The sequence below is a fragment of the Streptomyces malachitofuscus genome, from assembly GCF_055571035.1.
The window spans coordinates 142,978-163,544 of record NZ_JBVIGA010000003.1 but is presented as its reverse complement, the minus strand read 5'-3'; the positions used below and the strand labels follow the sequence as shown (position 1 = coordinate 163,544).

At 73.7% G+C, this 20,567-nt stretch carries 20 protein-coding genes; 12 read left to right on the top strand and 8 right to left on the bottom strand.

Going from position 1 to position 20,567, the window contains the following annotated elements; genetic code table 11:
- Window positions 1–103 precede the first annotated feature (103 nt).
- Complete coding sequence (locus ACZ44S_RS05495) at window positions 104–1,792, bottom strand: PucR family transcriptional regulator (protein ID WP_466924720.1); 1,689 nt, start codon at window positions 1,790–1,792, stop codon at window positions 104–106.
- Between the two features lie 344 nt (window positions 1,793–2,136).
- On the opposite strand from ACZ44S_RS05495, the gene ACZ44S_RS05490 reads away from it, so the two are divergent.
- The 5 genes from ACZ44S_RS05490 to ACZ44S_RS05470 all read left to right on the top strand — a co-directional run bounded on the left by ACZ44S_RS05490 (window position 2,137) and on the right by ACZ44S_RS05470 (window position 8,903).
- On the top strand, window positions 2,137–3,027 hold the full coding sequence (locus ACZ44S_RS05490) for an FAD binding domain-containing protein (RefSeq protein WP_466924717.1): 891 nt from the start codon (window positions 2,137–2,139) through the stop codon (window positions 3,025–3,027).
- Window positions 3,027–3,599, top strand: coding sequence for a (2Fe-2S)-binding protein (locus tag ACZ44S_RS05485; RefSeq protein ID WP_466924714.1), 573 nt, complete (start codon window positions 3,027–3,029; stop codon window positions 3,597–3,599). The genes ACZ44S_RS05490 and ACZ44S_RS05485 overlap by 1 nt, the downstream gene beginning before the upstream one ends.
- A gap of 2 nt (window positions 3,600–3,601) precedes the next feature.
- Window positions 3,602–5,986 (top strand): xanthine dehydrogenase family protein molybdopterin-binding subunit, encoded by a 2,385-nt coding sequence (locus tag ACZ44S_RS05480; protein ID WP_466924711.1) that lies wholly within the window; start codon window positions 3,602–3,604, stop codon window positions 5,984–5,986.
- 264 nt (window positions 5,987–6,250) lie between these two features.
- Entirely contained in the window at window positions 6,251–7,708 is a 1,458-nt protein-coding gene (locus ACZ44S_RS05475; protein WP_466924709.1) for an NCS2 family permease, read from the top strand.
- Window positions 7,709–7,751: 43 nt separating this feature from the next.
- Window positions 7,752–8,903 carry an XdhC family protein gene (locus tag ACZ44S_RS05470; RefSeq protein ID WP_466924706.1) on the top strand — a complete coding sequence of 384 codons (1,152 nt, stop codon included), beginning with the start codon at window positions 7,752–7,754 and terminating at the stop codon, window positions 8,901–8,903.
- Between the two features lie 16 nt (window positions 8,904–8,919).
- Here the strand turns inward: ACZ44S_RS05470 and ACZ44S_RS05465 are convergent, their stop codons facing one another.
- Together ACZ44S_RS05465 and ACZ44S_RS05460 are read right to left on the bottom strand one after the other, a co-directional pair.
- Window positions 8,920–9,360, bottom strand: coding sequence for an SRPBCC family protein (locus tag ACZ44S_RS05465; protein WP_466924704.1), 441 nt, complete (start codon window positions 9,358–9,360; stop codon window positions 8,920–8,922).
- A 95-nt stretch (window positions 9,361–9,455) separates the two neighbouring features.
- Window positions 9,456–10,232: a polysaccharide deacetylase family protein gene (locus ACZ44S_RS05460; protein WP_466924701.1), complete on the bottom strand. Its 777-nt coding sequence runs from the start codon at window positions 10,230–10,232 to the stop codon at window positions 9,456–9,458.
- Between the two features lie 285 nt (window positions 10,233–10,517).
- Here ACZ44S_RS05460 and ACZ44S_RS05455 point away from each other — a divergent pair, with 285 nt between their 5' ends.
- The 6 genes from ACZ44S_RS05455 (at window position 10,518) to ACZ44S_RS05430 (ending at window position 16,109) form a co-directional block, all read left to right on the top strand.
- A complete protein-coding gene (locus ACZ44S_RS05455) occupies window positions 10,518–11,522 on the top strand; it encodes a glycosyltransferase family 2 protein (protein ID WP_466924697.1) in 1,005 nt (334 codons plus the stop codon).
- Window positions 11,519–12,109 carry a D-glycero-alpha-D-manno-heptose-1,7-bisphosphate 7-phosphatase gene (locus ACZ44S_RS05450; RefSeq protein WP_466924695.1) on the top strand — a complete coding sequence of 197 codons (591 nt, stop codon included), beginning with the start codon at window positions 11,519–11,521 and terminating at the stop codon, window positions 12,107–12,109. Before ACZ44S_RS05455 ends, ACZ44S_RS05450 begins: the two co-directional genes overlap by 4 nt.
- Window positions 12,106–13,098, top strand: coding sequence for a glycosyltransferase family 9 protein (locus ACZ44S_RS05445; RefSeq protein WP_466924693.1), 993 nt, complete (start codon window positions 12,106–12,108; stop codon window positions 13,096–13,098). Before ACZ44S_RS05450 ends, ACZ44S_RS05445 begins: the two co-directional genes overlap by 4 nt.
- On the top strand, window positions 13,095–14,072 hold the full coding sequence (locus ACZ44S_RS05440) for a glycosyltransferase family 9 protein (protein ID WP_466924690.1): 978 nt from the start codon (window positions 13,095–13,097) through the stop codon (window positions 14,070–14,072). Before ACZ44S_RS05445 ends, ACZ44S_RS05440 begins: the two co-directional genes overlap by 4 nt.
- 262 nt (window positions 14,073–14,334) lie before the next feature.
- A complete protein-coding gene (locus tag ACZ44S_RS05435; RefSeq protein WP_466924687.1) occupies window positions 14,335–15,216 on the top strand; it encodes a glycosyltransferase family 2 protein in 882 nt (293 codons plus the stop codon).
- Window positions 15,213–16,109 (top strand): glycosyltransferase family 2 protein, encoded by an 897-nt coding sequence (locus ACZ44S_RS05430; protein WP_466924684.1) that lies wholly within the window; start codon window positions 15,213–15,215, stop codon window positions 16,107–16,109. Before ACZ44S_RS05435 ends, ACZ44S_RS05430 begins: the two co-directional genes overlap by 4 nt.
- A 267-nt stretch (window positions 16,110–16,376) precedes the next feature.
- Here the strand turns inward: ACZ44S_RS05430 and ACZ44S_RS05425 are convergent, their stop codons facing one another.
- The 4 genes from ACZ44S_RS05425 to ACZ44S_RS05410 all read right to left on the bottom strand — a co-directional run bounded on the left by ACZ44S_RS05425 (window position 16,377) and on the right by ACZ44S_RS05410 (window position 18,308).
- The gene (locus tag ACZ44S_RS05425; RefSeq protein WP_466924681.1) at window positions 16,377–16,697 is read right to left on the bottom strand and encodes a DUF3040 domain-containing protein; all 321 of its coding nucleotides are present in this window, start codon (window positions 16,695–16,697) and stop codon (window positions 16,377–16,379) included.
- A 70-nt stretch (window positions 16,698–16,767) separates the two neighbouring features.
- Complete coding sequence (locus tag ACZ44S_RS05420) at window positions 16,768–17,658, bottom strand: polysaccharide pyruvyl transferase family protein (RefSeq protein ID WP_466924678.1); 891 nt, start codon at window positions 17,656–17,658, stop codon at window positions 16,768–16,770.
- A gap of 87 nt (window positions 17,659–17,745) precedes the next feature.
- Complete coding sequence (locus ACZ44S_RS05415; protein WP_466924676.1) at window positions 17,746–17,928, bottom strand: hypothetical protein; 183 nt, start codon at window positions 17,926–17,928, stop codon at window positions 17,746–17,748.
- Between the two features lie 20 nt (window positions 17,929–17,948).
- On the bottom strand, window positions 17,949–18,308 hold the full coding sequence (locus ACZ44S_RS05410; protein WP_466924673.1) for a hypothetical protein: 360 nt from the start codon (window positions 18,306–18,308) through the stop codon (window positions 17,949–17,951).
- Between the two features lie 266 nt (window positions 18,309–18,574).
- Between ACZ44S_RS05410 and ACZ44S_RS05405 the strand changes: the two genes are divergently transcribed.
- A complete protein-coding gene (locus tag ACZ44S_RS05405; protein WP_466924670.1) occupies window positions 18,575–19,666 on the top strand; it encodes a winged helix DNA-binding domain-containing protein in 1,092 nt (363 codons plus the stop codon).
- 99 nt (window positions 19,667–19,765) lie between these two features.
- On the opposite strand, the gene ACZ44S_RS05400 is transcribed toward ACZ44S_RS05405, so the two are convergent.
- Window positions 19,766–20,557 carry a S1 family peptidase gene (locus ACZ44S_RS05400; protein WP_466924667.1) on the bottom strand — a complete coding sequence of 264 codons (792 nt, stop codon included), beginning with the start codon at window positions 20,555–20,557 and terminating at the stop codon, window positions 19,766–19,768.
- Window positions 20,558–20,567 lie beyond the last annotated feature (10 nt).

Genomic DNA, 20,567 nt, shown 5'->3' with positions numbered 1-20,567 from the left:
CGCATCTCAGCACGAACCACGGGGCCCGGCCAAGAGGGTGGGTGAAGGATTTCACAAAGTCATGGGCTGCGGACCCGAACTGGCCGGACGGGTCCATTTCGGCTCAACTCATGCGCAGTGCCAGGAAAAAGTCCAGCTTGTCCTCGAGCCGCGAAAGGTCACGCCCCGTCAGCTGCTCGATGCGGCCGACGCGGTAGCGCAGCGTGTTGACGTGCAGGTGGAGGCGGGAGGCGCAACGGGTCCAGGAGCCGTCGCAGTCGAGGAACGCCTCCAGGGTGGGGATCAGCTCCGCGCGGTGACGGCGGTCGTAGTCCCGCAGGGGGTCCAGGAGGCGGGCGGTGAACGCCCGCCGCACGTCGTCGGGGACGAAGGGGAGCAGCAGGACGTGCGAGGCGAGTTCCTGGTGGCCGGCCGCGCAGACCCGGCCCTGACGGGCCGCGGCGACCCGCCGGGCGTGCCGTGCCTCCTCCAGCGCACCCCGCAGCCCCTCCGCCGAGTGCACGGCGGCGGAGACGCCCAGAGTGAGCCGGCCGTCGCCGTCGAGACCGGCCGAGAGCGGGTCGCGCACGGCTTCGAGCAGCGCGTCGGCGACGACTCCGGCGCCGGCGGTGTCGTCGTCGCCGGTCACCGCGGGCAGCGGTACGAGCGCGATCGCCTCGTCGCCGGTGTGCGCCACCGCGATGCGGTCGGAGTGCTCGGGACCGGTCGACGCCGGGTCGACCAGGATCTCCTCCAACAGCGCCTGGGCCACGGGACCGCCGTCGACCTCCCCGCCGTCCCAGTCGACCCGGGCCACCACGACCTGCCAGTGCGGCGCGGTGCCGAGCCCGGGCAGCAGCACGGGCGCGGCCACCCGCAGCCGCGCCGCCGTCTCGGCGGGCGCGGCACCCGTCTGCAGAAGCTCCAGCACCTCCTGGGCGAGCCGGCGCCGGACCGTGCGCGCCGCGTCCCGGCGGTCCCGCTCGACGGAGATCAGCTGGGTCACGCCCTGCAGCAGGTCCAGCCTCTCCTCGGCCCAGTCCCCGGCATCGGCCTCGACGGCCAGCAGCCAGTCCGACAGCACCGTCTCGCGCACGTCCCGGGCCGTCGGCGCGGAACGCCCGCTGCCGCGCACCGGGAAGAGGCTGTACGTCGTCTGGCCCAGCGTGACCCGGTGCGGCCCGCGCCTGCCCGTGCGGGCGGCCGCCAGCTGCTCCGCGGCGAGCCGTGCGCACACGTCGGCGGGCAGTGTCGGCTCCGCCCCGTGCGGCCCCGCGACCTTCGACCCCGCGATCAGCCGGCCGGTGGGCGACAGCACCCAGGCCCGCAGGTCCAGGTCGGAGCCGAGCAGGTCGAGGACCACGTCGGGTCCGCCGCCCGCCGGACCCGACGTCATCATCCGCCGGTGCCGGTCCACGACCGCCGCGAGATCCCCGGCGCGCTCGCCCGAGACCTGCCGCACCACGTGCTCGGTGATGGTCGCGAAGGCCACCGACTCGTGCACGGCGAACAACGGCAGCCGGTGCCGCGCGCAGGCGACGACCAGGTCGTCCGGCACGTCGCCCAGTTCCGCCTCACCGGCCGCCAGCGCGGCCACCCCGGCCTGCACCAGGATCCGTACGAACGGCTCGGAGTCGGCGGCGTCGCGGCGCCAGGCCAGCCCCGTGAGCACCAGTTCCCCGCCGGAGAGGTAACGGCTGGGGTCCCTGAGGTCGGTGGTCATCACGCCCCGCACACCGCGGTCCAGCTCGTCCTCGCCGCCGAGCAGCTTCAGGCCCAGCGCGTCGGTGTCCAGCAGTGCGCGCAGCCGCATTCTCGTCGCCGCCGTTCTCTGTCTCGATATCTACGATGGACCGGGAAGAGATCTTCCGGTGAGGGCCCATGGGGTGGCTGATCAGCGGTGTCGGCCGTTTCCCGGACGGTGTTCTCCGTCACAGGAGGAAAGTGGGGAGGTTGCAGCCGACCTCCGTTCATACGAATCTACAAGATGCCTTTGCTGGCCAGCCAACTCCTTCATGGTTTCCGTGACTGACCCGAGCGGATCGCCCGGCGGTGTACTGGCCTCACTCCGAGTGAACAGCACATGAACGAGCCGGGCCCGCCGCACACGGATTGGCTCAATCTGTACGCCCCACGAGACGAAGAAGAGAGCCGGTCATGGACTTCCTTCGCCCCGCCAGCTGGGAGGAGGCGCTCGCCGCGAAGGCCGAGCACCCCGCCGCTGTGCCGATTGCGGGTGGCACCGACGTGATGGTCGAGATCAACTTCGACCACCGCCGGCCCGAGTACCTCATGGACCTGAACCGCATCGGCGACCTCGAGGAATGGGAGGTCGGCGAGGAGAGCGTACGGCTCGGCGCCTCCGTCCCGTACTCGAAGATCATGGAACACCTGCGCGCCGAGCTGCCGGGGCTCGCCCTCGCCTCCCACACGGTCGCCTCCCCGCAGATCCGCAACCGCGGCGGCGTCGGCGGCAACCTGGGCACCGCCTCCCCGGCCGGCGACGCCCACCCCGCGCTGCTCGCCGCCGGCGCCGAGGTCGAGGCCGAGTCGGTGCGCGGCACGCGGCGCATCCCGATCGACGCCTTCTACACCGGCGTGAAGCGCAACGCGCTGGCGCCCGACGAGCTGATCCGCGCCGTCCACATCAAGAAGGCCGACGGCCCCCAGCAGTACTCCAAGGTCGGCACCCGCAACGCCATGGTCATCGCCGTGTGCGCCTTCGGGCTCGCCCTGCACCCGCGGACCCGGACGGTGCGCACCGGCATCGGTTCGGCCGCCCCGACGCCCGTCCGGGCGCAGGCCGCGGAGGAGTTCCTGAACGCGGCGCTGGAAGAGGGCGGCTTCTGGGACAACGGGAAGATCATCACCCCCTCCGTCGCCAAGCAGTTCGCCGACCTGTGCGCCGCCGCCTGCAACCCGATCGACGACGTGCGCGGCACCGCGAGCTACCGCCGGCACGCGGTCGGTGTCATGGCCCGCCGCACACTCACCTGGACCTGGGAGTCGTACCGCGGCGCCCACCGCACCACGGAGGGAGCCGCGTAATGCGCATCGACTTCACCGTCAACGGACGCCCCCAGGAAGCCGACGACGTCTGGGAGGGCGAGTCCCTGCTGTACGTGCTGCGCGAGCGGCTCGGCCTGCCCGGTTCCAAGAACGCCTGCGAGCAGGGCGAGTGCGGCTCGTGCACGGTCCGCCTGGACGGCGTTCCCGTGTGCTCCTGTCTCGTCGCGGCCGGCCAGGTCCAGGGCCGTGAGGTCGTCACCGTGGAGGGCCTGGCGGACTTCGCCCGGGAGCGGGCCTGCGGCACCGGCGCCTGTGGCACCTCGTTGGACGAGGCCAAGGGGTGGCAGGCCCAGGGCACCGACTCGCAGACCGGCGAGGGCACCGAGCTCTCCCCGGTCCAGCAGGCGTTCATCGACGCCGGCGCCGTCCAGTGCGGCTTCTGCACCCCCGGTCTGCTGGTCGCGGCCGACGAGATGCTCGAGCGCAACCCCAACCCGAGCGACGCGGACATCCGCGAGGCACTGTCGGGCAACCTGTGCCGCTGCACCGGCTACGAGAAGATCATGGACGCGGTCCGCCTGGCGGCCGCCCGCCAGTCCGAGGGGGTCTGAGCATGCCGACGAACGGTGTTCCCACCAAGATCACGCAGGGCTCGGGGACCAAGGGCGGCATCGGCGAGTCCACGCTCCGGCCCGACGGCACCCTCAAGGTCACCGGCGAGTTCGCGTACTCCTCCGACATGTGGCACGAGGACATGCTCTGGGGGCAGATCCTGCGCTCCACGGTCGCCCACGCCGAGATCGTGTCCATCGACACGAGCGAGGCCCTCGCCGTCCCGGGCGTGTACGCCGTGATGACGTACGACGATCTGCCGACCGAGGTGAAGCACTACGGGCTGGAGATCCAGGACACCCCGGTCCTCGCCCACGGCAAGGTCCGCCACCACGGCGAACCCGTCGCGATCGTCGCCGCCGACCACCCGGAGACCGCCCGCCGCGCCGCCGCCAGGATCAAGGTCGAGTACCGCGACCTCCCCGTCGTCACCGACGAGGCCTCCGCCCTCGCCCCGGACGCGGTCCTCGTCCACGAGAACCGCGACGACCACCACATCGGCCACGTCCCGCACCCCAACGTCGTCCACCGCCAGCCCATCGTGCGCGGCGACGTCGCCGCGGCCCGGGAGCGGGCCGACGTGATCGTCGAGGGCGAGTACACCTTCGGCATGCAGGACCAGGCCTTCCTCGGCCCCGAGTCCGGGCTCGCGGTCCCCGAGGAGGACGGCGGCGTCCACCTCTACATCGCCACCCAGTGGCTCCACTCCGACCTGCGCCAGATCGCGCCCGTCCTCGGACTGCCCGAGGACAAGGTACGGATGACCCTGGCCGGCGTCGGCGGTGCCTTCGGCGGCCGCGAGGACCTGTCGATGCAGATCCACGCCTGTCTGCTCGCCCTGCGCACCGGCAAACCCGTCAAGATCGTCTACAACCGCTTCGAGTCGTTCTTCGGCCATGTCCACCGCCACCCGGCCAGGCTCTTCTACGAGCACGGCGCCACGGCGGACGGCAGACTGACCCACGTCAAGTGCCGCATCGTCCTCGACGGCGGCGCGTACGCCTCCGCCTCCCCGGCCGTGGTCGGCAACGCCTCCTCCCTCGGCGTCGGACCGTACGTCGTGGACGACGTCGAGATCGAGGCCATCGCCCTCTACACCAACAACCCGCCCTGCGGCGCCATGCGCGGCTTCGGCGCGGTCCAGGCGTGCTTCGCCTACGAGGCACAGATGGACCGGCTGGCGGCGAAGCTCGGCATGGACCCGGTGGAGCTGAGGCGGCTCAACGCCATGGAGCAGGGCACGCTGCTGCCCACCGGGCAGCCCGTCGACTCCCCGGCGCCGGTCGCCGAACTCCTGCGCCGCGTCAAGGCCATGCCCATGCCGCCGGAGCGCCAGTGGGAGTCCAGCGAGGGCGCCGACGTGCGCCAGCTGCCGGGCGGCCTGTCCAACACCACGCACGGCGAAGGCGTCGTCCGCGGGGTGGGCTACGCGGTCGGCATCAAGAACGTCGGCTTCTCGGAGGGCTTCGACGACTACTCCACCGCCCGGGTCCGCATGGAGGTGGTCGGCGGCGAGCCGGTCGCCACCGTGCACACCGCGATGGCGGAGGTCGGCCAGGGCGGCGTCACCGTCCACGCCCAGATCGCCCGCACCGAGCTGGGCGTCGGCCAGGTGACCATCCACCCGGCCGACACCCAGGTCGGCTCCGCGGGGTCCACCTCTGCCTCCCGGCAGACGTACGTCACCGGCGGCGCGGTCAAGAACGCCTGCGAGCTCGTCCGCGAGAAGGTGCTGGAACTCGGCCGGCGCCGGTTCGGCTCGTACCACCCGGCCTGGGCCACCGCCGAACTCCTGCTGGAGGGCGGCAAGGTCGTCACCGACGGCGGCGAGGTCCTCGCCGACCTGGTGGACGTCCTCGGCGACGAGGCCGTGGAGGTCGAGGAGGAGTGGCGGCACCGCCCGACCGAGCCCTTCGACCTGCGCACCGGCCAGGGCAACGGCCACGTCCAGTACTCCTTCGCCGCACACCGCGCCGTCGTCGAGGTCGACGCCGAACTCGGCCTGGTGAAGGTCATCGAACTGGCCTGCGCGCAGGACGTCGGCAAGGCGCTCAACCCGCTGTCCGTGATCGGCCAGATCCAGGGTGGTACCACCCAGGGCCTGGGCGTGGCGGTCATGGAGGAGATCGTCGTCGACCCGAAGACCGCGAAGGTACGCAACCCGTCCTTCACGGACTACCTCATCCCCACCATCCTCGACACGCCGACCATCCCCGTCGACGTGCTCGAACTCGCCGACGACCACGCCCCCTACGGTCTGCGCGGCATCGGCGAGGCGCCCACCCTGTCCTCCACCCCGGCGGTCCTGGCAGCCATCCGCGACGCCACAGGCCTCCCCCTGACCAAAACCCCGGTCCGCCCGGAACACCTCACCGGGACGATGTAACCCCTGTGCCGCAGGCTGCGGGCAGCGTGCGGCACCTGGCAACACGGCTGCTGCTGCGCCCACCCGTGCCGCAGGGCGGCACGGGTGGGCGCAGCAGCACCCGGCGCCGGGCAGGCGGCCAGCACCCCACGGTCACCCCCGGCACCGGTCCCCACATCAAGGTGCAGTACCGGGCCGTCCCCCGGGTCTGGCACCTCCCAAATCCCGACCCCGCCCCCAGCGGCAGCGTCCGGGTGCCCCTATGAACCTTGGGAGTAGGCCCACATGACCCAGCAGTCCCTCAAGCCGGCGACCACCGCCCACGACGCGGGCGCGGGAACCCGCGTCCCGGCCGGCCGGTCCTGGCTCGACCGGTACTTCCACATCACGCACCGAGGATCCACCGTCGCACGCGAAGTGCGCGGCGGCGTCACCACCTTCATGGCGATGGCGTACATCCTCCTGCTCAACCCCCTGATCCTGTCCGGCCAGGACGCCGCCGGGAACACCCTCGGCCGCACCGCCCTGATCACGGCCACCGCCTTCGCCGCGGCCCTCAGCACCCTGCTGATGGGGTTCTTCGGCAAGGTGCCGCTCGCCCTCGCCGCCGGTCTCTCCGTCTCCGGCGTCCTCGCCTCGCAGGTGGCGCCGGAGATGACCTGGCCGCAGGCCATGGGCATGTGCGTGATGTACGGCGTGGTCATCATGCTGCTCGTCGTCACCGGCCTGCGCGAGCTGATCATGAATGCGATCCCGCTCGCGCTCAAGCACGCGATCACCATGGGCATCGGCCTGTTCGTCGCCCTGATCGGCTTCTACAAGGCCGGCTTCGTGCACCAGGGCAAGGCCACCCCGGTCACCCTGGGTCCGGCGGGCGAGCTGGCCGGCTGGCCGGTGCTGCTGTTCGCCGTCACCCTCCTCGCCATCTTCATGCTCCAGGCGCGCCGCGTCCCCGGTGCCATCCTGATCGGCATCGTCGGCGGCACCCTGCTCGCGGTCACCCTCAACGCGTTCGGGGTCGTCGACCCGAAGCAGTGGGCGAGCGGCGCGCCCGAACTGCACGGCAGCGCGGTGTCGATGCCCGACTTCTCCGTCTTCGGGGACGTCGAGTTCGGCGGCTGGGGCGAGGTCGGCGCGATGACCGTCGGCATGATCGTCTTCACGCTGGTCCTCGCGGGCTTCTTCGACGCCATGGCGACGATCATCGGCGTCGGCACCGAGGCGAAGCTCGCCGACGACAAGGGCCGGATGCCGGGCCTGTCCAAGGCGCTGTTCATCGACGGCGCCGGCGGTGCGATCGGCGGTGTCTCCGGTGCCTCCGGCCAGACGGTGTTCGTCGAGTCGGCGACCGGTGTCGGCGAAGGGGCCCGGACCGGTCTGTCCTCCGTCGTCACCGGACTCTTCTTCGCCGCCTGCCTCTTCTTCACCCCGCTCACGGCGATCGTGCCGGGCGAGGTCGCCGCCGCGGCCCTGGTGGTCATCGGTGCGATGATGATGATGAACGCCCGCCATGTCGACTGGGCCGACCGGGCCACCGCGATCCCGGTGTTCCTGACCGTGGTGATCATGCCGTTCACCTACTCCATCACCGCGGGCGTGGCCGCCGGAGTCATCTCCTACGTGGCCATCAAGACCGCCGAGGGCAGGGCCCGGGAGATCGGTGCCTTCATGTGGGGCCTGACGCTGATCTTCGTCGTCTACTTCGCCCTCGCCCCGATCGAGAGCTGGCTGGGCGTGCACTAGCCGCCCGCACCTTCCCCGCAACCGCAGTTGAGGAGACAGAGAGATGCTGGACATCGCCGAGGAGCTCAACCGGTGGGTCGAGCAGGGCCGTGACTTCGCGGTCGCCACCGTGGTGGCGGTCGGCGGCAGCGCGCCCCGACAGCCCGGCGCCGCGCTCGCGGTGGACACCGACGGCGCGGCGATCGGCTCGGTTTCCGGCGGTTGCGTGGAGGGCGCGGTGTACGAGCTGTGCGAGCAGGCGCTGAGGGACGGCGAAACCGTCCTGGAGCGCTTCGGCTACAGCGACGAGGACGCCTTCGCCGTCGGTCTGACCTGCGGCGGAATCATCGACATCCTGGTCACACCGGTGCGGGCGGCGGATCCCGCCCGCCCGGTGCTCGCATCCGCGCTCACCACCGCCGCGCGAGGGGATGCGACGGCGGTGGCGCGGATCGTGAGCGGTCCGGCGGAGCTGCTGGGCCGCGCGCTGACCGTCCGCCCGGACGGGTCGCACGAGGGCGGCTTCGGCGCCCACCCGGAACTCGACCGCACGGTCGCCGCCGAGGCGGGTGCCTTCCTGGACGCCGGCCGCACGGGCACGCTGGATATCGGTGAGCAGGGCTCGCGTTGCGGAGCACCGCTCACGCTGCTGATCGAGTCCTCGGTCCCCCCGCCCCGGATGATCGTCTTCGGCGCGATCGACTTCGCCTCGGCGCTGGTGCGGGTCGGCAAGTTCCTCGGCCACCACGTCACGGTGTGCGACGCGCGTCCCGTGTTCGCGACGAGGGCCCGCTTCCCGGAGGCGGACGAGATAGTCGTCGAGTGGCCCCGCACCTACCTGGAACGCACCTCCGTCGACGCCCGTACGGTCCTGTGCGTCCTGACCCACGACGCGAAGTTCGACGTACCGCTGCTGGAACTCGCGCTGCGCCTCCCGGTGGCCTACGTCGGCGCGATGGGCTCGCGCCGCACCCACCTGGACCGCAACGCCCGGCTGCGCGAAGCCGGCGTGAGCGATCTGGAGCTCGCCCGCCTGAGGTCCCCCATCGGCCTGGACCTGGGCGCCCGTACGCCGGAGGAGACGGCCCTGTCCATCGCGGCGGAGATCGTCGCGAACCGGCGCGGCGGCAGCGGAGTGTCCCTCACCGGCGCCCACACCCCGATCCACCACGACGGCACGGCCGCGCCCACCGGCCGGATCGGATCCGTGGCCTGAGGCCCGGTCCGAGGCCTCAGGCCCACCGGAGCAGGCGGTTGACCGCCCGTCCGAACACATGGCGTCCGGCCCGCGCCAGGAGCGCGTCGGCGGGGGCGGGCAGGAAGCGGACCCGGATCTCCTCCCGCCAGACCACCCGCGCCCGGCCGCCCGGCCCCTGCCGCACCTCGATCTCCGCCCAGCCCCTGACGACGCGGCCCCGCTTCTCCAGCCGGCACAGCCCCGGGGCGTCCCCCGCGGGTGGCTGCCACACCGTCACTTCCATCGGGTCGTCGAAGGAGAGCGGTCCGAGGCCGGTGCGGGCGACGATCGCGGTGCCCGCGCCGGTGGGCGGGGGAGTGGTCACCGTGATCCGGGTCAGCGGGACCACCTCGCCGTGGCGGGGCCACGTGGTGAGCCGCCGCCAGGCCTCGTCGAGGGGGAGGGGCGCCGTGCGCTGGAACTGGAAGGTGGCCACGGGGGAATCCTAGGAAACCCCGGCCGCCCGGCGGCACGGCCGGTCCCGGGTCACCCGGACGGCCCATCGCCGGGCCTTCCGGTACCGGCTCCCGCTCACCGGTACACCGTCCCGGGCTCCGCCTTCCCCGGGGCGAGGAGCTGGGGGACCGTCACGAAGACGTAGCCCCGCTTCTTCAGGGCGTCGATGATGCCGGGCACGGCGGGGACGGTCCCGTCGTAGAGGTCGTGGAGCAGGATGATGCCGTCGCGGGAGGCCTGGGCGAGGACGCGGCGGGTGATGAGGTCCGAGTCGGTGGTTCGGTAGTCCTTCGCCGTCACGCTCCAGAGGATCTCCGACAGGCCCAGTTCGCGGCTGATCCGGTGCACGGTGTCGTCCGTACGGCCCTGGGGCGGGCGCATCAGGGTGGGACGGCGGCCGGTGAGGCGTTCTATCTCCTCGTTGGGGCGTTCGAGTTCCTCGCGTATCTCGTCCGGCTCCAGGTCCGTCAGGTTGCGGTGGGTCCATGTGTGGCCCGCCACCTCGTGCCCCTCGTCGGCCATCCGCTTCACGAGCTCCGGGTACGTGTCGATGTGCCGCTTGCCCAGCAGGAAGAAGGTCGCCGGAACCTGCTCCTCCTCGAGGATGTCCAGCAGCCGCGCGGAGTGCTCGCTGGGGCCTGCGTCGAACGTGAGTGCGATGCACTTGGCCTCGCGGCAGTCGACGGTGCCGAAGCGGGCCTGGACGTCGGTGTTCCGGGCGGTGCTGGGAGCGGTCGTCTCCAGTCGCGTGCAACCGGTCAGCGCCAGCGTCACAGCCGTGGCCGCGGCCACGGCCGCCACCGCGCGGAACGCGGTCCCCGATCTTTTCATCTTCCTGGTCAGAGAAGGCATGGGCGGACTATACATAGCGTTTATACACGCAATGCATAGTCCGTCTCGCATGCCCGCGGCCGAGGCGTCGCCGAGGTGTGAGGGTTGTCACCCGCGCCCGGCGGGCGTGACCTGAACCGACGCGGGAAAGTGCCCCAATCGGTCGTTTGGGACAAGCTGTGTCCAAGTGTTTGAGGCAACCGCGAATGCGGCACCCGCGTCCCGGTAGCACCCGCACGCCTCACAGGGACGGAGTACAGCCCCGATGCGCATCCCCGGTACCAGAGCCCGCGCGAGGGCGTTCGGATGACGTCGTACGCCGTCGTGATCCCCACCCTGGTGCGGGACACCCTCGCCGACTGCCTCGCCGCCCTCGCCGCGGCGAACGGACCGCGCCCCGACGAGATAGTCCTCGTCGACGACCGGCCCGAGGTCCCGCCCGGCCCCGACGCGATGGGCCACGCGCTCAGCGTCCTGGGCGACCTGCGCGGACGCACCACCGTCAGGGCCGGCGGGGGCCACGGACCCGCCGCCGCGCGCAACACCGGCGTGCGCGCGGTCACCGCGCCCTGGGTCGCGTTCCTCGACGACGACGTCCAGGTGGGCCCGCACTGGTGCGCGGAGCTCGTGCGGGACCTGAAGGAGGCGTCCCCCGACACGGCCGGCGTCCAGGGTGTCATCAGCGTGCCGCTGCCCGAGGGGCGCCGCCCCAACGACTGGGAGCGCGGCACGGCCGGGCTCTCCCGGGCCCGCTGGATCACCGCCGACATGGCCTACCGCACCGAAGCGCTGAAACAGGTGGGCGGCTTCGACGAACGCTTCCGCCGCCCCTACCGCGAGGACGCCGACCTCGCGCTGCGCCTCCTCGACGCCGGCTGGCGCATCCGCCGGGGCCACCGCACCACCCTGCACCCCGTGCGCCCCGCCTCCCGCTGGGCGTCCCTGAGCCGGCAGCGCGGCCACGCCGACGACGCCCTGATGCGGCGGCTGCACGGCCCGGACTGGTGGGACAAGGCGGTCGCACCGCGCGGCCGGATCCGCCGGCACGCCGCGATCACCGCCGCCGGGGCCGCCGCCTGCGTCCTCGGCGCCACCGGGCATCGCCGGGCGGCCGGCGTCTGCGCGCTCGGCTGGGCCGCGGGGACCGCCGAGTTCGCGCGGTCCCGCATCGTCCCCGGGCCGCGCACCCGCGAGGAGGTGACGACCATGCTGGCCACCAGCGTCGTCATCCCGCCCGCCGCGACCTGGCACCGGCTGGCCGGCGCCTGGCGCCACCGCAACGCCCCCGCCTGGCAGGAGACGGCCCGGTGAGCCCGGTGCGGGCGGTGCTGTTCGACCGCGACGGAACGCTGGTCCACGACGTCCCGTACAACGCCGATCCGGCACGCGTACGGCCCGTCGAGGGCGCCCGTGAGGCGCTCGCCGCACTGCGCGCACGCGGTATCCGCACCGGCGTCGTCACCAACCAGTCCGGCATCGCGCGCGGGCTGCTCACCGAGGCCGACGCCCGCCGCGTCAACCGGCGCGTCGAGGAACTCCTCGGCCCCTTCGACGTGTGGGCCCTGTGCCCGCACGGCCCCGACGACGGCTGCCACTGCCGCAAACCCCGGCCCGGCATGATCCTGTGGGCCGCCGGCCGCATCTGCACCAGCCCCGCCGACTGCGTCGTCATCGGCGACATCGGCGCCGACATGGAAGCCGCGCGCCGCGCCGGCGCCCACGGCATCCTCGTCCCCACCCCCCGGACCCGCCCCGAGGAAACGGCCGCGGCCCCCTGCGTGGCCCCGGACCTGCCCACGGCGGTACGCCTCGTCCTCGACACCCCGGCCCGGGACCTTCCCCCGACCACCCCGCCCGCGTACGACACCGGCCGGCCCGTGCGGCGGAGGCATGCGTGAAGGCCCTGGTCAGCCGGCTCGACAGCTTCGGCGACGTGCTCCTCGCGGGGCCCGCCGTCCGGGCCGTCGCGGCCCGGGCCGACCGCGTCACGCTGCTGTGCGGGCCGCACGGGGCGCCCGCGGCGCGGCTGCTGCTGGGCGTGGACGAGGTGCTCGTGTGGGACTCGCCCTGGACCGGGTTCCAGCCGCCCGAGGTCAGCCGCGAGGAGATCGAACGGCTCGTGGACGCCGTCGACGCGGACACCGCGCTGATCCTCACCTCCTTCCACCAGTCCGCCCTGCCCACCGCCCTGCTGCTGCGCCTGGCCGGGGTCCGCTTCATCGCCGCCGACAGCGAGGACCACCCGGGCTCCCTCCTCGACGTACGCCACCACCGCGCACCGCACGCCCACGAGGCCGAGGCCGCGCTCGACCTCGCCGAGGCCGCCGGTTTCCCCCGGCCCGACGACGGACGGCTGCGGGTCCTCGCACCGCCCGCGGCCGAGGCGCTGACCGGGCCCGGCGGATACGTCGTCGTCCACCCGGGCGCCAGCGTGCCCGCCCGTGCCTGGAGCCCCGGCCGGTGCGCCCAGGCGGTCCGCGAGCTCACCGCGGCCGGGCGCAGGGTGGTGGTCACCGGCGGCGCGGGGGAGCGGGACCTGACCGCGTACGTCGCCGGCGGCCGGGCCGTCGACCTCGGCGGCCGCACCGACGCCGCGCAGCTCTCCGGCGTCCTCGCCGGCGCCGACTGCGTGGTCACCGGCAACACCGGCCCCGCCCATCTGGCGGCCGCCGTCGGCACCCCGGTCGTCTCCCTGTTCGCGCCGGTCGTACCCGCCGAGCGGTGGCGGCCGTACGGCGTTCCGTACCTGCTGCTGGGCGACCAGCAGGCACCCTGCGCCGGCACCAGGGCCCGGCAGTGTCCCGTCCCCGGCCACCCGTGCCTGGAGGAGGTCACCGCGTACGACGTCGTCGCCGCCGTCGACAAGCTCGTGGAGGTCGTCCGGTGAGCCACCGGCCCCGTCTGCTCGTGCTGCGCGCCCTCGGCCTGGGGGACCTGCTCGCCGGGGTTCCCGCCCTGCGGGCGCTGCGCCGGGCCTTCCCCGGCCACGAGCTCGTGCTCGCCGCGCCCGCGGAGCTCGCGCCGGTCGCCGTGGCCACCGGCGCCGTCGACCGGCTGCTGCCCGCCTCCGCACCCTCCCGCGCGGTGCCGCGCACCCTCGACTGGACCGGCCCGCCCCCGGACGTCGCGGTGGACCTGCACGGCAACGGACCCCCCAGCCACCGACTGCTGCAGTCCCTGCGCCCCCTGCGCCTGCTGGCCTTCGCACACCCCGGCACCCCCGGGATCGAGGGCCCGCCCTGGTACGCGGAGGAACACGAACGGGACCGCTGGTGCCGGCTGCTCCGCTCGTACGGCATCGACGCCGACCCCACGGACCTGCTGCTGCCCCGCCCCACGGCCCCGTCCCCCGCCCCCGGCGCCGTCGTCCTGCACCCCGGTGCGGGAGCCCCCGCCCGCTGCTGGCCCACCGAGCGGTACGCGGCCGTCGCGACCGCGCTGCGCGCGCAGGGCCGGCGGGTCGTGATCACGGGCGGAGCGGACGAGGGCGACCTGGTGGCCCGCCTCGCCGCCCAGGCCGGGATGCCCGGCACCGACGTCCTCGCCGGGGGCCTCCCCTTCGACCGGCTCGCCGCCCTGGTCGCGGACGCCCAGGCCGTCGTCAGCGGCGACACCGGCATCGCCCACCTCGCCGTCGCCCACGCCACCCCGACCGTCACCCTCTTCGGCCCGGTCCCGCCCGACCGCTGGGGTCCGCCCCCGCACCCGCGTCACATCGCCCTGTGGCACGGCCCGCCCGGCGACCCCCACGGCCACCGCCCCGACCCGGCCCTTCTGCGCATCACCCCGGCGGAGGTCCTGGACGCCCTGACCCGCCTCCCCTCCGGCCCGCGGCCGGCGTCGGGGGTGAGCGCGCGATGAGGGACGCCGTCGTCCGCCGCGTGGCGCTCGCCCCCGCCGCCCTTTCCCGTCCCGACCCGGGGGCGCTGCCCCCGGACCCCCGCTCCTCGAACGCCGGAGGGGCTGGAAGTGAGCCCGTCCGGCGCTTGAGGACGAGGCCCGAAGGGCCGAAGGGGGGTCTGGGGGCGCCGCCCCCCAGGGCCGGGACGGGAAAGGGCGGCGGGGGCGAAAGAGACCGTCTGCCCGGCCCGTTGCCGGCCGTGGCGGCGGAGGTGAGCCGGCAATGAGCGTTCCCGTCCCAGGACACCGTCCCCTCGGTGTCGTCATCGCCACCCGGAACCGGTGCGAGCGGCTTCCCGTCACCCTCCGGCACCTGCTGGAGCTGCCCGAGCGGCCGGACATTCTCGTCGCCGACAACGCCTCCACCGACGGCACCCGCGCCATGATCGCCCGCGACTTCCCCGAAGTGCGGGTGCTGGCCCTCCCCGTCAACCACGGCGCCCTCGCCCGCAACCACGGAGCCCGCGCCCTCGGCACCCCGTACGTGGCGTTCAGCGACGACGACTCCTGGTGGGCGCCCGGCGCCCTCGGCCGGGCGGCCGACCTGTTCGACGCCCATCCCCGGCTCGGTCTGATCGCCGCCCGCACCCTCGTCGGCCCGGCCGCCGAGCCCGACCCGCTCAACGACGTCCTGGCCGGCTCCCCGCTCGGACCGGCCACCGACCTCCCCGGCACCCAGGTGCTGGGCTTCCTCGCCTGCGGAGCGGTCGTCCGCCGCCGCGCCTACCTCGACGTCGGCGGCTTCCACCGGCTGCTGTTCTTCGGCGGCGAGGAGACCCTGCTCGCCTACGACCTCGCCGCGCGCGGCTGGGGCGTCACCCACTGCCCCGACGTCGTCGCCCACCACCACCCGGCCCCCGTACCCCGCACCGGCCGCCCGGCCCTCCAGCACCGCAACGCCGTGCTGACCGCGTGGCTGCGCCGCCCCGTCCCGTACGCCCTCGCCCGCACCCGCGCCCTCGCCGCCGAGGCCCGGGTCGACCACCAGGCACGGCGCGCCCTGCGCGAGGCCCTCGTCCGGCTGCCGGCCGCCCTGCGCCACCGCAGGCCCCTGCCGCCGCAGGTGGAGAGGGCCGCCCGGCTGCTGGAGGGGACCGCCACATGACCGACCCCCGTGCCACCGTCGTGGTCATCACCCACAACCGGCGCCCCGAACTGCTGCGCACCCTCCGCCGCCTCGCCGCGCTCCCGGAGCGGCCACGCGTGATCGTCACCGACAACGGCTCCACCGACGGCACGGCGGAGGCCGTGGCCCGCCACCATCCCGACGTCCGGCTGCTGCGCCCCGGCCGCAACCTCGGCGCTGTCGGCCGCAACCTGGCCGTACGCGAGGTCCGTACGCCGTACGTCGCGTTCTGCGACGACGACTCATGGTGGTCGCCCGGCTCCGTGGCCGGCGCCGCGGACCTGCTGGACCGGCACCCGGCGCTCGGCTCGGTCACCGCGCGGATCGTCGTCGAGCCGGACGGCACCGAGGACCCGATCGTCCGCGAACTGCGCGACTCCCCCCTGCCCGGCCCGTCCTGGCTGCCCGGACCGGCCCTCGGCTCGTTCCTGGCCGCCGCCACCGTCCTGCGCACCGACGCCTTCCGCACGGCGGGCGGTTTCCACCCCCGGCTCTGGCTCGGCGGCGAGGAGGAACTGCTCGCCGCCGACCTCGCGGCCGACGGCTGGTGGCTCACCTACGCCGACCACCTGACGGTTCACCACCAGGCTTCGACGACCCGGGACCCGACGCTGCGCCGCAGGCACGGCATCCGCAACACCCTGTGGTTCACCTGGCTGCGCCGCCCGGCCGGCCCCGCCCTGCGCCGCACCCTGAACCTGGCCCGCACCGTCCCGCGCGACACCGTCTCCCTGCTCGCCTTCGCCGAAGCGGCGGCCGCCCTGCCCTGGGTCCTGCGCGAACGCCGAGTCCTGCCCCACGAGGTGGAGTCCCGGCTGCGTCTGCTGGAACCCGCCCAGCGCACGTCCACGGCGCGCCGCTACACCGGCTGATCCGCGTCCGCGCTCAGTCCGTGCCGCCCGGGCGCTCCCCCTTCGGTCCGCGTCCGTGCTTCGGTGCGCGGGCCGCGGCTGCGCCGTCCCTCGCCTTTCTGCGACTCCTCGTCGGCGGCGGCGCCGGTCTCCTGGCCGGAGACCCCGGATCCTTTGGCGTCCTCGCGGGGCCGGGCCCGGCGAACGACGTATTCCTGCCGGCGGGTTCGGGCATGACCATCACGTCCTCGACGGCACCGGTCCCCGCCGCCGCGCGACGGCAGACGCTCAGCCGCCGGACCACCGGCACAGCAGCCGGAACGCCGCGAACAGCGTGACCGGCCACACCGCGGCGAACGCCCAGATCGCCCACGGGGCCGAGGTGACGATGCCGGTGACCATCAGCGTGAGGGACACCGCGAGGAACGCGGCCACCGTCCACCCGTGCGGCCGGTAGGCCGCCACGCGCGTCAGCGGACGGGTGAGGTCGGGGCCCCGGCGCACCTTCAGCGTGCGCAGCCGCCGGTTCAGCCGGCGGTCGCGGCGCAGCGTCCGCTCGATCTCGTCGAGGATGTGCTGTTCGTGTTCGGGGAGCCGACCGATGGACACGTTTCTCCTCCGAGGACGACCGCGCGGACGGGGGACGCGAGGACCCCCGAGTGCCCGGACAACCCCCCGGCTAACCGGCGGTGGCGCGGGGCGCGAGGACCTCCATCAGCCGGTCCGCGCCGTCCGGCACCCTGCCGTCCCGGAACGCGTCGCGGACCTGCCGTGCGGCCACCCGGCCCGAGGTCAGACACCAGTCCCACCACCGTTCCAGCCGCCGCTCGTCCAGCTGCTCCGCGGACAGCAGCGCGGGCCAGCCGCAGGCACGGGCCTGCGCGCTCACCTTGGCGCCGCCCGCCACCGGGTCCACCGCCAGCACCGGCGTGCCCACCCGCAGGGCGAGCACCAGCCCGTGCAGCCGGTCGGTGACGACGAGGTCGAGGCGGGCCAGCACCGACTGCACCTGCGCGGGCGTCGCGCTCAGATGCCAGTCCCGGGTGTCCAGCCGGGTCTCCAGCTCCAGCCGGGCACAGTCCTTGCCGGCCAGCCAGCGCGTCACCCGGTCCGCGACCTGACCGTGCCGCCGCTGCTCCCCGTACTCCAGCTGTCCGTGGGTGAGGATCACCCCGACCACGGGCCGCGCGGGCACGGCCGGGGCACGGGCCGCCAGGTCCTCGGAGGGCTCGCGGCCCGGCGCGTCCCGCGCCAGTACACGGTGGAAACCCGTCGCGGCGGCGTCGTCCGGGTCGATCACCGACGTTCCCACGGCGATCCGCACACAGTGGGCGAAGCGCCGGTGCAGCTCCTCGACCTGGGGCCCGTGCAGCGGCCCGCACACGAATACCAGATGGGTGTAGTCGCCGGGCCGCACGCTGTCGAGGTGCAGGGCGTCCGGCAGGAAGCCGGGGCTCCACACGACGTCGTACGGCGTCCCGGACGCCCGCAGCACCTCCTCCACCCGGCGCAGCGCCAGCACGTCCCCGGCGGTCGCCTCCCCGTCGCGGAAGCTGAACCACCCGGTCAACAGGACTTTTCGCGGTCCCGAGCTCTCTCGTTCGTACACAGTGCCACCGAGTGCCCCGCTCCGGCGGAAAGCAATCGGCCCGGAGCGTCAGTGCGTGCGGGGCCGCGCCGGTGGCTCCCGTCGCACGCCGGGGTGGCCGGTCAGCGCCTGTCGTGCCTGGTGCTGTGCGCGCTCGGCCACCTCGCGCGCCTCGGCCACGACGTCACCGCGCTCGCGCACCAGGCCGTCGTAGACCGGCAGGTGATCGCCGGTGGGGGGAGAGGACGTCATGGGGGCTGCTCCTTCGCCGGTCATGCGCGGTTCAGGCGCGCGGCGACGCCATGGCCGACCGCCAGGTAGACGAGGGCAGGCAGACCATGATTGAGGAGAACCCGAAGGCCTTCCGTGTCCATGGTGAAAATGTCCTGTGACCACCAGGACAGCAATTCAGCCGAACCGTGCACGAATTCGACGAAGACATTCGCCTCGTTGGCGTCGAGGAGATGGAGAAGAATCCACAGGATCAGAAAGCCGGCCGCGATGTCGGCGACGGTCTGGATGGTGAGAGCGGCCCTGCGGGCGCCATCGGTCCGGCGGGGCTCCCGCTGGTAGGGGGCGTGCGCATGCGGGTCAGGTGGGTACTGCCCTGGTGTCGGGTCGATATGACTCATGGAATTTCCCTCTGTCGTCGCGTATGCGGGCCGCAGGGCGGGCCGCTCATAGAACTCAGCGCTGTCCGGCCGTCGCGGTGTTACACGCCTCCGAGGGATGTCCCGAATATGCGCAGGTATTCGGGAAGGTGCTCACATGGGTGTGCGCGGCATTCTTTTCCTGCCTATCGGAAGGGTCATACGCGACCCCGTCACCACGAACCGCCGCCACCGTCGCGACAGCATCGCGGACGGAACCTGACCGCAACGGCCGCTAGCGTGCAGGCATGACGACGACGAAGCTCGGCACCCGGGCACTCAACCGGGCCACGCTCGAACGGCAACTGCTGCTGCGCCGGTCACCGATGTCCGCGCAGGACGCGGTCCGGCACCTGCTCGGTCTCCAGGCGCAGAACGTCAAGCCGCCGTACTACGCGCTCGCCGCCCGCCTCGACGGCTTCACGCCCGAGGCGCTGTCCCGGCCGATGGCCGACCGTGAGGTCGTCCGCATCGTCACCATGCGCTCGACCATCCACACCCACACCGCCCACGACTGCCTCACGCTGCGGCCGCTGGTGCAGCCCGCCCGGGACCGGGAGCTGACCCAGTTCCGCACCGGGCTCACCGGCGTCGACCTGGACCGGCTCGCGGCCCTCGCCCGTGACCTCGTCGAGGCCGAGCCGCGCACGATGAAGCAGCTGCGCGAGGAGCTGCTGAAGGAGTGGCCGGACGCCGACCCGGGAGCCCTCGCCGTCGCCGCCCGCTGCAAGCTGCCCCTCGTGCAGATCACCCCGCGTGGACTGTGGGGCCGCAGCGGGCAGGTCGTGCTCACCACCGCCCAGCACTGGCTGGGACGCCCCGCGGAGCCGTCCCCGACGACCCCCGACGAGACCGTGCTGCGCTACCTCGCCGCCTTCGGCCCCGCCTCCGTCAAGGACATGCAGACCTGGGCCGGACTGACCCGGCTGCGGGAGGCCTTCGAGCGTCTGCGTCCCCGGCTCGTCACCTTCCGGGACGAGGCCGGCACCGAGCTGTTCGACCTCCCGGACGCACCCCGGCCCGACGCCGGCACCCCGGCCCCGCCCCGCTTCCTGCCCGAGTTCGACAACCTGCTCCTGTCCCACGCCGACCGCACCCGCGTCGTCCCGCCCGAGTTCCGGGGCCGCAGCTGGCAGGGCAACATCGCCTACCGCACCTTCCTCGTCGACGGATTCCTGGCCGGTCTGTGGCGGCTGGACGAGGACGCCCTCGTCATCGAGCCGTTCGGCCGGCTCGGCCGCGGGCAGCGGGAGGAGGTCGCCGCGGAGGGGGAGCGGATGCTGAAGGTGATGCACCCGGAGACGGCGTACGACATCCGCTTCGGGACGGTGCGCGGATGAACCCGGGCATGGAGAGGGGGCGTTGCGGGCTGCTCGTGGAAGCCCGCAACGCCCCCTGGTTCAGCGCCTGAGGGTCACCTCAGGAACTCATGGGGCGGCTCAGCCGCCGACCTGGGCTCTCACCTCGTCGGAGAACGTGGTCAGCCGGGTGTAGACGCCGGGGTAGCCGGCCGCCGCGCAGCCGTCGCCCCAGGAGGTGATGCCCGCCAGCCGGCCGCCGATCAGCAGCGGCCCGCCGCTGTCGCCCTGGCAGGTGTCGACGCCGCCTGCGGTGAACCCGGCGCACACCATGTCGCTCTGCACGAACCGGTTGCGGTACGAGCCGGCGCAGCTGGAGTCGGACACCGTCGGGACGGTGGCGGTGCGCAGCTGGTTGGAGGAGGTACCGCCGGACGACGTGGTGCCCCAGCCGAGGATGCGGGCGGTGGTGCCGGCCGCGTACACCGAGGTGTCCGAGGCGGAGACGTACGGCGCCGTGGCGTACGGCATGGGCGCCGACAGGGTCAGCACGGCCACGTCGTCGCCGCGGGTGACCCTCCGGTAGTCCGGGTGGATCCAGATCCTGCTCACCCTGGCGACCGTGCCGTCGCTGCCGTTGAGGTAGGTGCGCCCGCCGACCACGCGCACACTGCTCGTGCTCTCGCCGACCATGCAGTGCGCGGCCGTGACCACCTTGGTGGGGGAGACGAGGGTGCCGCCGCAGAACTGGTCCTGCGAGGCGTCGGTGATCTGCATCATGAACGGGTACGAGGACGTCGTGGTCGTCGTCCCGCCGACGATCGGCTGGGGGGCGGCGACGGCGGAGGGGGCGGCGATCAGCGCGGTCGCGGCGGCTGCGGCGGCGGCAGCGAGGGAGGCGGCGGCCTGTCTTGCGCGGGTGAGCCCGGACATGGGTCTCCTC